This is a genomic window from Klebsiella sp. CB_Kp196 (genome assembly GCF_040061575.1).
Taxonomy (GTDB): Bacteria; Pseudomonadota; Gammaproteobacteria; order Enterobacterales; family Enterobacteriaceae; genus Klebsiella; species Klebsiella michiganensis.
This window is the reverse complement of record NZ_JBEAFH010000033.1, coordinates 161,968-174,848: the sequence shown is the minus strand read 5'-3', so window position 1 is coordinate 174,848 and position 12,881 is coordinate 161,968. Positions and strand designations below refer to the sequence as shown.

General features: G+C 58.4%; 14 protein-coding genes and 1 pseudogene. 11 read left to right on the top strand and 4 right to left on the bottom strand.

Annotated elements, in window-relative coordinates:
* Positions 1 to 6: 6 nt before the first annotated feature.
* Both bacA and folB read right to left on the bottom strand, forming a co-directional pair.
* Entirely contained in the window at positions 7 to 828 is an 822-nt protein-coding gene (bacA, locus tag ABLU87_RS07600) for an undecaprenyl-diphosphate phosphatase (RefSeq protein ID WP_004854277.1), read from the bottom strand.
* 203 nt (positions 829 to 1,031) lie between these two features.
* Positions 1,032 to 1,415, bottom strand: coding sequence for a bifunctional dihydroneopterin aldolase/7,8-dihydroneopterin epimerase (gene folB / locus ABLU87_RS07595; RefSeq protein WP_049082839.1), 384 nt, complete (start codon positions 1,413 to 1,415; stop codon positions 1,032 to 1,034).
* 221 nt (positions 1,416 to 1,636) lie between these two features.
* Here folB and plsY point away from each other — a divergent pair, with 221 nt between their 5' ends.
* Positions 1,637 to 2,257, top strand: a complete 621-nt coding sequence (plsY, locus tag ABLU87_RS07590; RefSeq protein ID WP_004854283.1) for a glycerol-3-phosphate 1-O-acyltransferase PlsY — start codon at positions 1,637 to 1,639, stop codon at positions 2,255 to 2,257.
* A gap of 97 nt (positions 2,258 to 2,354) precedes the next feature.
* Here plsY and ABLU87_RS07585 read toward each other — a convergent pair.
* Positions 2,355 to 2,438: pseudogene (locus ABLU87_RS07585) on the bottom strand (short-chain dehydrogenase); the annotation flags it as partial.
* Here ABLU87_RS07585 and ABLU87_RS07580 point away from each other — a divergent pair.
* The 8 genes from ABLU87_RS07580 to ABLU87_RS07545 all read left to right on the top strand — a co-directional run bounded on the left by ABLU87_RS07580 (position 2,428) and on the right by ABLU87_RS07545 (position 9,133).
* Complete coding sequence (locus ABLU87_RS07580; protein WP_048260458.1) at positions 2,428 to 3,252, top strand: urease accessory protein UreD; 825 nt, start codon at positions 2,428 to 2,430, stop codon at positions 3,250 to 3,252. The pseudogene ABLU87_RS07585 and the gene ABLU87_RS07580 sit on opposite strands and share 11 nt — an antisense overlap.
* 9 nt (positions 3,253 to 3,261) lie before the next feature.
* Positions 3,262 to 3,564 carry an urease subunit gamma gene (locus ABLU87_RS07575; protein WP_025105909.1) on the top strand — a complete coding sequence of 101 codons (303 nt, stop codon included), beginning with the start codon at positions 3,262 to 3,264 and terminating at the stop codon, positions 3,562 to 3,564.
* 9 nt (positions 3,565 to 3,573) lie between these two features.
* Positions 3,574 to 3,894 carry an urease subunit beta gene (locus ABLU87_RS07570; RefSeq protein WP_014226892.1) on the top strand — a complete coding sequence of 107 codons (321 nt, stop codon included), beginning with the start codon at positions 3,574 to 3,576 and terminating at the stop codon, positions 3,892 to 3,894.
* Positions 3,887 to 5,590 carry an urease subunit alpha gene (gene ureC, locus ABLU87_RS07565; protein WP_122117492.1) on the top strand — a complete coding sequence of 568 codons (1,704 nt, stop codon included), beginning with the start codon at positions 3,887 to 3,889 and terminating at the stop codon, positions 5,588 to 5,590. The genes ABLU87_RS07570 and ureC overlap by 8 nt, the downstream gene beginning before the upstream one ends.
* A 9-nt stretch (positions 5,591 to 5,599) precedes the next feature.
* Positions 5,600 to 6,073: an urease accessory protein UreE gene (ureE, locus tag ABLU87_RS07560; RefSeq protein WP_032692886.1), complete on the top strand. Its 474-nt coding sequence runs from the start codon at positions 5,600 to 5,602 to the stop codon at positions 6,071 to 6,073.
* Positions 6,074 to 6,748, top strand: coding sequence for an urease accessory protein UreF (locus ABLU87_RS07555; protein ID WP_122117491.1), 675 nt, complete (start codon positions 6,074 to 6,076; stop codon positions 6,746 to 6,748).
* A gap of 8 nt (positions 6,749 to 6,756) precedes the next feature.
* Entirely contained in the window at positions 6,757 to 7,374 is a 618-nt protein-coding gene (gene ureG, locus ABLU87_RS07550; RefSeq protein WP_004105899.1) for an urease accessory protein UreG, read from the top strand.
* Positions 7,375 to 7,525: 151 nt separating this feature from the next.
* Entirely contained in the window at positions 7,526 to 9,133 is a 1,608-nt protein-coding gene (locus ABLU87_RS07545) for a cytosine permease (RefSeq protein ID WP_025105908.1), read from the top strand.
* Positions 9,134 to 9,180: 47 nt separating this feature from the next.
* Here ABLU87_RS07545 and tsaD read toward each other — a convergent pair whose 3' ends face one another.
* Positions 9,181 to 10,194: a tRNA (adenosine(37)-N6)-threonylcarbamoyltransferase complex transferase subunit TsaD gene (gene tsaD, locus ABLU87_RS07540; protein ID WP_025105907.1), complete on the bottom strand. Its 1,014-nt coding sequence runs from the start codon at positions 10,192 to 10,194 to the stop codon at positions 9,181 to 9,183.
* Positions 10,195 to 10,557: 363 nt separating this feature from the next.
* Between tsaD and rpsU the strand changes: the two genes are divergently transcribed.
* Positions 10,558 to 10,773, top strand: coding sequence for a 30S ribosomal protein S21 (gene rpsU / locus ABLU87_RS07535; protein WP_001144069.1), 216 nt, complete (start codon positions 10,558 to 10,560; stop codon positions 10,771 to 10,773).
* Between the two features lie 233 nt (positions 10,774 to 11,006).
* Positions 11,007 to 12,752, top strand: coding sequence for a DNA primase (gene dnaG / locus ABLU87_RS07530; RefSeq protein ID WP_014226898.1), 1,746 nt, complete (start codon positions 11,007 to 11,009; stop codon positions 12,750 to 12,752).
* The last annotated feature ends 129 nt before the right edge of the window (positions 12,753 to 12,881 follow it).

Genomic DNA, 12,881 nt, shown 5'->3' with positions numbered 1-12,881 from the left:
GGGCGCTTAGAAGAAGACCACGTAGACCGCTGCCGCAACGATAAAACGGTAGATGGCGAACGGGATAAACGAAATACGTTTAATCAGCTGCAGGAAGGTTTTAATCGCAATCAGCGCGACGATAAACGCCGTGATAAAACCGACGGCAAACATCGGAATATCGCCGGCGTTCAGGAAGCCAATGCTCTTGTACATATCCAGTACGGTTGCGCCCATCATCATCGGCACCGCCAGCAGGAACGAGAACTCAGAGGCCGCATAGCGGCTGACGCCCATCAGCATCCCGCCGGAAATCGTCGCCCCGGAACGCGAGAAGCCCGGCCACAGCGCCAGACACTGGAAGCAGCCGATGACGAACGCCTGACGATAGGTCATATCATCAATGCCCACCGCGCGCGGCTGTTTCGGCTTCAGCACCTCCGCCGCGATCAGCAGCACGCCGCCCACAATCAGCGCATACATCACGTTTATCGGGTTAAACAGCGACTTGATGGTATCGTGGAAAATCAGCCCCAGCACCACCGCCGGGATCATCCCCAAAAGAATATGGATAAGCGACAGGCGACCGCTGCCCTGGCCTTCATGTTCGGGTTTTTTGCCAAAATGAATGCCGATAAGACCAAACAGGCGGCGCCAGAACATCACCACAACGGCCAGAATGGAACCAAGCTGAATGACGACTTCAAACGTATTCGCGGTATCGCCTTCAAAACCCAGCAGATGACCGACAATAATCATATGACCAGTACTGGAGACAGGTAAAAATTCTGTCAAACCCTCAACCACACCCAATATTGCCGCTATCAGCAGCGAGTGTATATCGCTCATCCAATTAAACCCTTTAAAAAGTAAAATGAAAAAAACCAGGAACGAAGAACCGAGCTATCAGGCGTGCTTATTTGGCCACAGACAGCGCGCAGAAAAGTGAGCGTACAGGTTGTACGCAAGGATTTCGAGCGCTGTCACAGGGCAAAACGGCAAAGAAAATAGCCTGATGGCCGGATTCTATGACCGGTATAAACGCAATTTGTTTAACGAGTATGACCTGAAAAGTTTTGTTTCAGATTAAGGCCACGTTCAATAATGACGCCGACGTTAGCCGCCCGGGCTACCGCCCCAGGTTTGCTGACTTTAATACGTACCCATGGAGATTGAAACTTTTCCAGCAGCAGGTCGGCAATTTCTTCCGCCACGCGTTCCACCAGCGCAAAACGCCCGCCTTCGACGTGGCTGATTACCAGCTCGCTGATATCAGCATAGCTGAGACAATCGCTGACATCATCGCTGACCGCCGCTTTGCGGTTATCCCACGCCATTTCGATATCGAACACCAGCTTCTGTTCGATGGTCTGTTCCCAGTCGTAAACACCAATTGTGGTGATTACCGAAAGTTGCTCTATAAATACAATATCCATCACGACCTGCCTGCTTTTTGGCTAAACCGGATACCACTTCCGGCCAATTATGCGTATTATCCACAGATGCAAAGACATCCCCTAAATAATTTGCGTTGCAGAAAGACAGCGACGCGGCAAGGCTCCAGGAGCATAGCGTGGCTATGGGTCCCGGCGAGCCAATGCGCGGAAAACGCGCAGTGCGCAGGGGATAAAACGACACTTTCAAAATGGAACAGCTGATGAGTGCAATCGCGCCTGGACTGGTTATCCTCGCCTACCTCTGCGGCTCAATCTCCAGCGCCATTCTCGTTTGCCGCCTCGCTGGCCTTCCCGACCCTCGCGACAGCGGCTCCGGCAATCCAGGGGCGACGAACGTCCTGCGAATTGGCGGCAAGGGCGCAGCCGTAGCGGTGCTTATTTTTGACGTACTGAAAGGCATGCTGCCGGTCTGGGGCGCGTGGGCGTTAGGCCTGACGCCGTTCTGGCTCGGTCTGGTGGCGATCGCCGCCTGCGTGGGCCATATCTGGCCGGTATTTTTTAACTTTCGCGGCGGTAAAGGCGTGGCCACCGCTTTCGGCGCCATTGCTCCTATCGGCTGGGATCTCACCGGCGTGATGGCCGGAACCTGGCTGCTGACGATTCTGCTCAGCGGCTACTCCTCGCTGGGGGCTATCGTGAGCGCGCTGATTGCGCCGTTCTATGTCTGGTGGTTCAAACCGCAGTACACTTTCCCGGTTTCGATGCTGTCATGCCTGATTCTGCTGCGCCATCACGACAACATACAGCGTCTGTGGCGTCGTCAGGAAACCCGCATCTGGACCCGGCTCAAAAAGAAGAAAAAAACGCCGGAGCAGAAATAACCTTTGCTGCGCCGCAACTTCGCGGCAAGTAAGCCCCAGGTGATTAAGGTGAACCAACGCGGCCGCGGCTCGAAGCATGACGGGCATAAGCTTTTCATATGACCGGGATGATTGGCCCCCGATCAATACTCTTCGCTGCTGTTTTATCTTGATTTTGCAGGGGCGCGACATTGCACGGCACCGTGTTACCACAGAATAAAAAAGGCTGGCAGGCCTCGCTGGACCTCCAGTTTCAATTTCTCGGCGGGAAAACCACGCTCGCCTCCCGTCGTCATGTCGGTCCCCTCACCGTTCAGCGCCCGTTTTATCCCGAAGAAGAGACCTGTCACCTCTATCTGCTTCATCCGCCCGGCGGTATCGTCGGCGGCGATGAGCTCACCATTAGCGCGACGATGGATCCCGGGTGCCACACGCTGATCACCATGCCCGGCGCCAGCAAGTTCTATCGCAGCAGCGGCGCGCAGGCGCGTCTTCAGCAAACCCTGACGCTGGCCGAAAACTCAACGCTCGAGTGGCTGCCGCAGGACGCGATCTTCTTTCCCGGCGCCAACGCCGCTTTGTCTACCGCCTTTCATCTCGCCGCCTCCAGCACGCTGCTGGCGTGGGACCTGCTGTGCCTTGGCCGGCCGGTCATCGGCGAAGCCTTTAGCCACGGCGCGCTCGCCAATCGCCTGGAGGTGTGGGTCGGCGGCTCTCCGCTGCTGATTGAGCGCCTGAGCCTGGCCGATGGACAGCTGGCCTGCGTCGCGCAGCAGCCGTGGGTGGGAACGATGCTGTTCTACCCGGCGAACGAAACGCTGCTCGAAGGCGTACGCGAAAAACTTACGCCGCTGGCAAACTACGCCGGCGCGACGCTCACCGACGGTCTGCTGACGGTACGCTTTCTAAGTGACGATAATCTGCTTTGCCAGCGGGCGATGCGCGATATCTGGCAATTTATGCGCCCGCACCTGACCGGCAAATCTCCGGTACTCCCCCGAATCTGGCTGACTTAAGAGAACGCTATGGAACTGACACCCAGAGAAAAAGACAAGCTGTTGCTGTTTACCGCCGCGCTGGTGGCGGAGCGTCGCCTGGCCCGCGGTCTGAAGCTCAACTATCCCGAATCCGTGGCCCTGATTAGCGCCTTTATTATGGAAGGCGCGCGCGACGGCAGAAGCGTCGCGGCGCTGATGGAAGAAGGACGCCACGTCCTGAGCCGCGACCAGGTCATGGAAGGCGTGCCGGAAATGATCCCCGATATCCAGGTCGAAGCCACCTTCCCGGACGGCTCGAAGCTGGTTACCGTCCATAACCCGATAATCTGAGGTAGCGCGATGATCCCAGGAGAATATCAGGTAAAACCCGGCCAGATAGCGATTAACGTCGGCCGCGCCACCTGCTGCATTATCGTTGAAAATCACGGCGACCGGCCGATTCAGGTCGGCTCGCATTACCACTTCGCCGAGGTCAACCCGGCGCTGAAGTTCGATCGCCAGCAGGCGACCGGCTATCGCCTGAATATCGCCGCCGGCACCGCAGTGCGCTTCGAACCTGGCCAAAAGCGCGAGGTGGAGCTGGTGGCGCTGGCCGGAACCCGCGCGGTGTACGGTTTCCGCGGAGACGTTATGGGCGCGCTGGAGGCAAACGATGAGTGACATTTCACGTCAGGCCTATGCCGACATGTTCGGCCCCACCACCGGCGATAAAGTTCGCCTGGCGGACACCGAGCTGTGGATCGAGGTCGAAGATGATTTGACCACCTACGGCGAAGAGGTCAAATTCGGCGGTGGCAAAGTGATCCGCGACGGTATGGGCCAGGGACAGATGCTTTCCGCCGGATGTGTGGATCTGGTGCTGACAAATGCCCTGATCGTCGATTACTGGGGGATCGTCAAAGCCGACATCGGCGTCAAAGACGGGCGGATCTTCGCGATCGGCAAAGCCGGTAACCCGGATATTCAGCCCAACGTCACGATCCCGATCGGCGCGGCCACGGAAATTATTGCGGCGGAAGGCAAGATCGTCACCGCCGGCGGCGTCGATACGCATATTCACTGGATCTGTCCGCAGCAGGCGGAAGAGGCGCTGGTCTCCGGCGTCACCACCATGATCGGCGGCGGGACCGGCCCGGCGGCGGGCACCAACGCCACGACCTGCACGCCCGGGCCGTGGTACATCTCGCGGATGCTGCAGGCCGCGGACAGCCTGCCGGTCAATATTGGCCTGCTGGGTAAAGGCAATGGTTCGAATCCGGATGCGCTGCGTGAGCAGGTCGCGGCCGGGGTTATCGGCCTGAAAATTCACGAAGACTGGGGCGCGACCCCGGCGGCAATCGACTGCGCGCTGACGGTGGCCGACGAAATGGACGTGCAGGTCGCGCTGCACAGCGACACCCTCAATGAGTCCGGATTCGTTGAGGATACCCTGGCGGCCATCGGCGGGCGCACTATCCATACTTTCCATACCGAAGGGGCGGGCGGCGGCCATGCGCCGGATATTATTACCGCCTGCGCGCACCCCAATATTCTGCCCTCGTCAACCAACCCGACGCTGCCCTATACCGTCAACACCATTGACGAACATCTGGATATGCTGATGGTTTGCCATCATCTCGACCCGGATATCGCCGAGGACGTGGCGTTTGCCGAATCGCGCATTCGGCGGGAAACCATTGCCGCGGAAGACGTCCTGCACGATCTGGGCGCCTTCTCCCTCACCTCGTCTGATTCACAGGCGATGGGGCGCGTCGGCGAAGTGGTGTTGCGCACCTGGCAGGTGGCGCACCGGATGAAGGTCCAGCGCGGCCCGCTGGCGGAAGAGAGCGGCGATAACGACAACTTCCGCGTGAAGCGCTATATCGCCAAATACACCATTAATCCGGCGTTAACCCACGGTATCGCCCATGAAGTCGGTTCGATTGAAGTGGGGAAACTGGCGGATCTGGTGCTGTGGTCCCCGGCGTTCTTCGGCGTGAAGCCGGCGACGATCGTCAAAGGCGGTATGATCGCGATGGCGCCGATGGGCGACATCAACGCCTCTATCCCGACGCCGCAGCCGGTGCACTATCGCCCGATGTTCGGCGCGCTGGGCAGCGCTCGCCACCGCTGCCGTTTGACCTTTCTGTCGCAGGCGGCGGCGGAAAACGGCGTCGCTGAACGGCTGAACCTGCGCAGCGCGACGGCGGTGGTTAAAGGCTGCCGCACGGTACAAAAAGGCGATATGCACCACAACGGCCTGCTGCCCACTATTACCGTGGATTCGCAAACCTACGAGGTGCGCATCGACGGCGAACTGATAACCAGCGAACCGGCGGACGTGTTACCGATGGCGCAACGTTATTTCCTGTTTTAAGGAGCGCAAATGCTTTATTTGACCCAACGGGTGGAGACCCCGGCGCAGGCCACGGCCAGCGTTACCCTGCCGATTGACGTGCGGGTAAAAAGCCGCATTAAAGTCACGCTTAACGATGGCCGTCAGGCGGGCCTGCTGCTGCCGCGCGGTCTGCTGCTGCGCGGCGGCGACATTCTCAGTAACGAAAACGGTAGCGAATTCATTGAAGTGATCGCCGCTGATGAAGCCGTTTCGGTCGTACGCTGCGATGACCCCTTTATGCTGGCGAAGGCCTGCTATCACCTTGGCAATCGCCACGTGCCGCTACAGATTATGCCCGGCGAGCTGCGCTATCATCACGATCACGTCCTGGACGATATGCTGCGCCAGTTTGGCCTGGCCGTGGATTTCGCGCATCTGCCGTTTGAACCGGAAGCCGGCGCCTACGCCAGCGAATCGCACGGCCATCACCACCACCATCACGATCGTGAGCACAGCCACTAAATGCCGACGCCGGAAAAACGTCTGCGCTTGATGCAGCTTGCCAGCAGCAGCCTCCCGGTTGGCGGCTACAGCTGGTCCCAGGGGCTGGAGTGGGCGGTGGAAGCGGGCTGGGTAGCGGATACCGCCGCCTTTGAGCGCTGGCAGCTGCGCCAAATGGAGCAGAGCTTTTTTACCGTCGACCTGCCGCTGTTTGCCCGCCTCTACCGGGCCTGCGAAGCGGGCGATCTGGCCTGCGCCCGGCGCTGGACCGCTTATCTGCTCGCCTGCCGGGAAACCCGCGAGCTGCGCGATGAAGAGCGCAACCGCGGCGCGGCCTTCACCCGGCTGCTGGCCGACTGGCAGCCGGACTGCCCGCCCGAGTGGCGCAAGCTGTGCCAGCAAAGTCAGCTAACCGGCATGGCGTGGCTCGGCGTACTCTGGCAAATCGCCATTCCTGACCTGGCCCTGAGCCTTGGCTATAGCTGGATTGAAAGCGCGGTGATGGCGGGCGTCAAGCTGGTGCCCTTTGGCCAGCAGGCGGCCCAGCAGTTGATTCTCCGCCTGTGCGACCGCTACGCGGCGGACATGGACAGCGCCCTGGCGACCCCGGACGACGCCATCGGTTCGGCGACGCCGCTTGCGGCTATCGCTTCCGCCCGGCACGAAACCCAGTATTCTCGATTATTCCGTTCTTAGGAGAAGGTATGAACATGATTAAGCAACCGCTGCGCGTCGGCGTCGGCGGCCCGGTCGGCTCCGGAAAAACCGCGCTGCTGGAAGCCCTCTGCAAAGCCATGCGCGACACCTGGCAGCTGGCGGTGGTGACCAACGATATCTACACCAAAGAAGATCAGCGCATTCTCACCGAGGCTGGCGCCCTGGAGCCTGAACGAATTGTCGGCGTCGAAACCGGCGGCTGCCCGCATACCGCTATTCGGGAAGATGCGTCGATGAACCTTGCCGCGGTGGAAGCGCTGAGCGAGAAATTCGGCAATCTCGATCTCATCTTTGTAGAAAGCGGCGGCGATAATCTGAGCGCCACCTTCAGCCCGGAGCTGGCGGATCTCACCATCTACGTCATCGACGTGGCGGAAGGGGAAAAAATCCCGCGCAAAGGCGGACCGGGGATCACCAAATCCGACTTCCTGGTGATCAACAAAACCGATCTTGCACCGTACGTGGGCGCGTCTCTGGAAGTGATGGAGCGCGATACCCTGCGCATGCGCGGCGAACGCCCGTGGAGCTTCACCAACCTGAAAAGCGGCGACGGCCTGCAAAATATCATCGCCTTTATCGAAGACAAAGGCATGCTCGGCAAGTAACCCCTGCACCATCCCGGCGCAGAGGTGTCGGGATGGTGCATACCCTGCCCTCTCTTTAGCCATCCCCTTCATGAAGCCCTGATAGCGCCTGCCCTGCGATGTGGCATAAGGTTTGCTAATTCCAGTCATGCCTAACCATTAAGGAATGACTATGTCATCACTGGATATAAAAACTGATTTACCTGCGCAAACCAGTGCCTCCGGCTCCAAAGAAACGCTGGAAGATTATACCCTTCGCTATGCTCCGCTGAGCTTTCGCCGCTGGGGACCGGGGGTTGTCGCGGTGACCGCATTGGGCGGCATCGCCTATCTGGCTGACTTTTCTATCGGCGCCAGCATCGGCATGGCCTGGGGCACCACCAATGCGATTTACGCGATCCTGCTGGCGGCGCTGGTTATTTTTCTTACCGGTATTCCGCTGGCGATTACCGCCGCGCGCTATAATATCGACCTCGACCTGATCACCCGCAGCGCCGGTTTCGGCTACTTTGGTTCGGTGATCACCAGCATTATCTTCGCCGGATTTACCTTTATCTTCTTCGCGCTTGAAGGCTCGATCATGGCGCAGGGGCTGCTGGTGGGCCTGGGGATCCCGCTGTGGATGGGCTACCTCATCGCCACGCTGATGGTCTTGCCGCTGGTGGTCTACGGCATGAAGGCGCTGACTCGCCTTCAGGTCTGGACGACACCGCTGTGGCTGGTCCTGATGGTGGTTCCGGTGGCGTGGCTTATCGCCAAAGACCCGGATCTGGTGGACGGCTTTATGAACTTCGCCGGTAAAAACAACGCCTCAACGGTAGATTTAACCGCCATTATGCTCGGCGCGGGGGTCTGCCTGTCGCTGATCATGCAGATTGGCGAGCAGATCGACTATCTGCGCTTTATGCCGCCGAAGACCGCGGAAAACAGCAAAAGCTGGTGGCTGGCGGTGTTCTCCGCCGGCCCGGGCTGGGTCGTATTAGGCGCGATTAAACAGATTATCGGCGCTTTCCTCGGCTTCTATCTGCTGACCCGCTTCCCGGCGGTGCACAACACCGAACCGGTGCAACAGTTCGTCAGCGTCTTCGATAACCTGGTTCCCGGCTGGCTGGCGCTCACCCTCGCGGTGGTGCTGGTGGTTATCTCGCAGATTAAAATTAACGTCACCAACGCCTATTCCGGCTCGCTGGCGTGGACCAGCGCCTGGACGCGTACCACCAAACGTTATCCGGGGCGGATTATTTTCGTCATCGTCAACCTGACGATTGCCCTTGCCCTGATGGAAGGCGACATGTTTAGCGCTCTGGCGTGGATCCTCGGCTTCTATTCTAACTTTGCCATCGCCTGGGTGGTGGTGGTCGCCACCGACATCACCGTCAACAAAGGGGTGCTGAAGCTGGCGCCGGCGCAGCCGGAGTATCGCCGCGGGATGATCTACAACGTCAACCCGGTAGGCGTGGTCTCTTTTGCCCTCGCGGCAGGCCTTTCGATTAGCGCCTTCTTCGGCCTGCTGGGCGAAACGCTGGCGCCGTTCTCGCCGCTGATTGCGCTGGCGGTGGCTTTCGTGATGACGCCGGTCATGGGGATCGCCACCCGCGGGCGCTATTACATTAAACAGCACGATGATGGTATCGCCGAGCCGCGCTACGATGCGCAGGGTAACGCGTCGATCACCGTTTACCGCTGCCTGAGCTGCCGGGAAGAGTACGAACGTCCTGACGTGATGCATTCGCACAAGCACCAGGGGGCGATTTGCTCGCTGTGTAAGAGTATGGAATAAGTCGCGAAGGCAGGCCGACAGGACGTCGGCCTGTGAAATATCAGACGTTATGCCGCCGGAAGCTCGGCCAGCGGCCAGCGCGGACGAACGGTGACGCCGAGCTCCGCTTTAGCGCCGGAGCGCAGACGGACCATCCCCGCATAGGCAATCATCGCGCCGTTATCGGTACAGAATTCAGGACGAGCGTAGAAGACTTCACCGCCGCGCTTTTTCATCATTTCCGCCAGCTTTGCGCGCAGCGTACGGTTCGCGCTGACGCCCCCCGCCATCACCAGCCGTTTAAAGCCGGTTTGATCCAGCGCGCGGCGGCACTTAATCATCAGCGTATCCACGACCGCATCTTCGAAAGCGCGGGCGATATCGGCGCGGGTTTGATCGTCATCGCCGTTGCTGCGAATGGTGTTCGCGGCAAAGGTCTTGAGGCCAGAAAAGCTGAAATCCAGCCCGGGGCGGTCGGTCATCGGGCGCGGGAAGACAAAGCGCCCTTCGGTGCCCTGGGAGGCCATCTTCGACAGCATCGGGCCGCCGGGATAATCCAGCCCCAGCAGTTTCGCTGTCTTATCGAAGGCTTCGCCCGCCGCGTCGTCAATCGATTCGCCCAGCAGTTCATACTGGCCAATGCCGGTGACGCTGATCAGCTGGGTATGGCCGCCGGAAACCAGCAGCGCGACAAAAGGATACTGCGGCGGATTATCTTCCAGCATCGGGGCCAGCAGGTGCCCTTCCATATGGTGTACCGGGATCGCCGGCACGTTCCAGGCGAACGCCAGCGAACGGCCAACCGTTGCGCCGACCAACAGCGCGCCCACCAGGCCGGGGCCCGCCGTATACGCAACGGCATCGATATCCTTTGCCGTCAGCCCGGCTTCCTTGAGCGCCGCCTGAATCAGGGGGACGGTTTTACGTACGTGGTCGCGCGAGGCCAGCTCGGGCACCACGCCGCCGTAGTCAGCGTGCAATTTCACCTGACTATACAGCTGGTTGGCTAACAGACCTTTTTCGTCGTCATAAATGGCGATGCCGGTTTCATCGCAGGATGTTTCAATTCCCAGTACACGCATGGCTAGTTTTACCTCGTTTCAATACCGCGCAGTGTAGGACCAATGCGGGTTGATGTATACCCTAAGAATTTCAGGTCGCGGGAAGGCGGCGACGCAGCGCATCCCCCGGAGCGTACGGAAAGTACGTGACTGGGGTAAGCGAGAAAAGCCAACGCTCCTGCGGGCTGAAAGACGACGGGTATAAAACTTTCCTCACCCCTGGCGTTCACTTCGTGTATACTCCCTGTCCTTATAAAAGTCCCTTTCAAAAATCGCGTCGGTGCTTTACAAAGCAGCAGCAATTGCAGTAAAATTCCGCACCATTTTGAAATAAGCTGGCGCTGATGCCAGCGGCAAACCGAATTTATCAAAGGTGAGAGTTACATGCCGGTAATTAAAGTACGTGAAAACGAGCCGTTCGACGTAGCGCTGCGTCGCTTCAAACGTTCATGCGAAAAAGCAGGTGTTCTGGCGGAAGTTCGTCGTCGTGAGTTCTATGAAAAACCGACTACCGAACGTAAACGCGCTAAAGCTTCCGCAGTGAAACGTCACGCGAAGAAACTGGCTCGCGAAAACGCACGCCGCACTCGTCTGTACTAATCTGTTGGGAGCCACGCTCTCAATTCAGACCGAGTTGTAGTTGTAAGGCCGTGCTTCCGAAAGGAATGCGCGGCTTATTTTCGTTTATGCATTAGCATATACACTCAATCATTCAAGATGCATCAAGGCGGCAAGGGAGTGAGTCCCCGGAGCTTACCGAAGTAAGTGACAGGGTGAACGAGCGAAGCCAACGCAGAGGCAGCTTGAAGGGTAACGTGTATAAAACGGGGCATATGGCTGGACGAATTCCACGAGTATTTATCAATGACCTGCTGGCGCGCACCGATATCGTCGATCTGATCGATGCCCGGGTAAAGCTGAAAAAGCAGGGCAAAAATTTTCACGCGTGCTGTCCGTTCCATAACGAAAAAACCCCCTCTTTCACCGTCAACGGTGAAAAACAGTTTTACCACTGCTTCGGCTGCGGTGCGCACGGCAACGCTATCGACTTCCTGATGAACTACGACAAGCTCGAGTTCGTGGAAACCGTCGAAGAGCTGGCTGCCATGCATAATTTAGACGTGCCGTATGAAGCAGGTAGCGGACCCAGCCAGATTGAGCGCCATCAGCGGCAAAATCTCTATCAGCTGATGGATGGTCTGAACACGTTTTATCAACAGTCTCTGATGCAACCCGCCGCCGGCCCCGCGCGCCAGTATCTGGAAAAACGCGGCTTAAGCAGCGAGGTGATTACGCGCTTCGCGATTGGCTACGCCCCTCCCGGTTGGGACAACGTTTTAAAACGTTTTGGCGGTAATCAAGAAAACCGCCAGTCGCTGATTGATGCGGGCATGCTGGTCACTAACGATCAGGGACGCAGTTACGACCGCTTCCGCGAACGGGTGATGTTCCCCATCCGCGATAAGCGAGGCCGGGTGATTGGTTTTGGTGGTCGCGTGCTGGGTGACGCCATGCCGAAGTATCTGAACTCCCCGGAGACCGATATTTTCCATAAAGGCCGCCAGCTGTACGGTCTTTATGAAGCGCAGCAGGATAACGCTGAACCGCCCCGCCTGCTGGTGGTCGAAGGTTATATGGACGTGGTGGCCCTGGCGCAGTTCGGCATTAACTATGCCGTTGCATCGCTGGGGACGTCGACGACCGCTGACCATATTCAGCTGTTGTTCCGGGTCACCAATCAGGTGGTTTGCTGCTACGACGGCGACCGGGCCGGCCGCGATGCCGCCTGGCGCGCGCTGGAAACGGCGCTGCCGTATATGACCGACGGGCGCCAGCTGCGCTTTATGTTTCTGCCGGATGGCGAAGACCCGGATACGCTGGTGCGCAAAGAAGGGAAAGCCGCATTTGAAGCGCGGATGGAGCAGGCTCAACCGCTCTCCACGTTTTTGTTCAACAGCCTGCTACCGCAGGTGGATTTGAGCACCCCGGACGGCCGCGCGCAGCTGAGTACCTTAGCGCTGCCGCTGATAACGCAGGTGCCGGGTGAAACGCTGCGCATTTACCTGCGCCAGGAGTTAGGCAATAAGCTGGGGATTTTAGATGATGCGCAGCTTGAACGTTTAATGCCAAAACAGTCTGAAAATGGCATCCAGCGCCCTGCTCCGCAGCTAAAACGCACGACCATGCGTATACTGATAGGGTTACTGGTACAAAACCCGGATCTGGCGCCGCTGGTACCGCCCCTGGAAGGGCTGGACCCGCGTAAAATGCCGGGGCTTGGGTTGTTCAACGAACTGGTTAAAACCTGTTTGGCACAGCCGGGCCTGACCACCGGGCTGCTGTTAGAGCAGTATCGCGGCACAAATGAGGCCGCAACCCTTGAAAAACTGTCGATGTGGGACGATATAGCAGATAAGGATATTGCTGAAAAAACCTTCACCGACTCGCTCAACCATATGTTTGATTCACTGCTGGAGCTGCGGCAAGAAGAGTTGATAGCTCGCGACCGCACGCACGGCTTAAGCAGTGAAGAGCGCCGGGAACTCTGGACCATCAGCCAGGAACTGGCCAAAAAATAAACGAAAGACAAACTCATTCAAGTTGTATCAAGGCAGCAAGAGAACGAATCCCCGGGAGTGCGCACAAGCACATGACCAGGATGAGAGAACGTAGCTAACGCAGAGACAACTTGAAAGATAACGCATTGA

Coding starts and splice junctions, on each gene's coding strand:
- bacA (WP_004854277.1), bottom strand. CDS start 828: ATGAGCGATATACACTCGCTGCTGATAGCGGCAATATTGGGTGTGGTT.
- dnaG (WP_014226898.1), top strand. CDS start 11,007: ATGGCTGGACGAATTCCACGAGTATTTATCAATGACCTGCTGGCGCGC.
- tsaD (WP_025105907.1), bottom strand. CDS start 10,194: ATGCGTGTACTGGGAATTGAAACATCCTGCGATGAAACCGGCATCGCC.
- folB (WP_049082839.1), bottom strand. CDS start 1,415: ATGGATATTGTATTTATAGAGCAACTTTCGGTAATCACCACAATTGGT.
- ureE (WP_032692886.1), top strand. CDS start 5,600: ATGCTTTATTTGACCCAACGGGTGGAGACCCCGGCGCAGGCCACGGCC.
- ABLU87_RS07555 (WP_122117491.1), top strand. CDS start 6,074: ATGCCGACGCCGGAAAAACGTCTGCGCTTGATGCAGCTTGCCAGCAGC.
- plsY (WP_004854283.1), top strand. CDS start 1,637: ATGAGTGCAATCGCGCCTGGACTGGTTATCCTCGCCTACCTCTGCGGC.
- ABLU87_RS07575 (WP_025105909.1), top strand. CDS start 3,262: ATGGAACTGACACCCAGAGAAAAAGACAAGCTGTTGCTGTTTACCGCC.
- ureG (WP_004105899.1), top strand. CDS start 6,757: ATGAACATGATTAAGCAACCGCTGCGCGTCGGCGTCGGCGGCCCGGTC.
- ABLU87_RS07570 (WP_014226892.1), top strand. CDS start 3,574: ATGATCCCAGGAGAATATCAGGTAAAACCCGGCCAGATAGCGATTAAC.
- rpsU (WP_001144069.1), top strand. CDS start 10,558: ATGCCGGTAATTAAAGTACGTGAAAACGAGCCGTTCGACGTAGCGCTG.
- ABLU87_RS07545 (WP_025105908.1), top strand. CDS start 7,526: ATGTCATCACTGGATATAAAAACTGATTTACCTGCGCAAACCAGTGCC.
- ureC (WP_122117492.1), top strand. CDS start 3,887: ATGAGTGACATTTCACGTCAGGCCTATGCCGACATGTTCGGCCCCACC.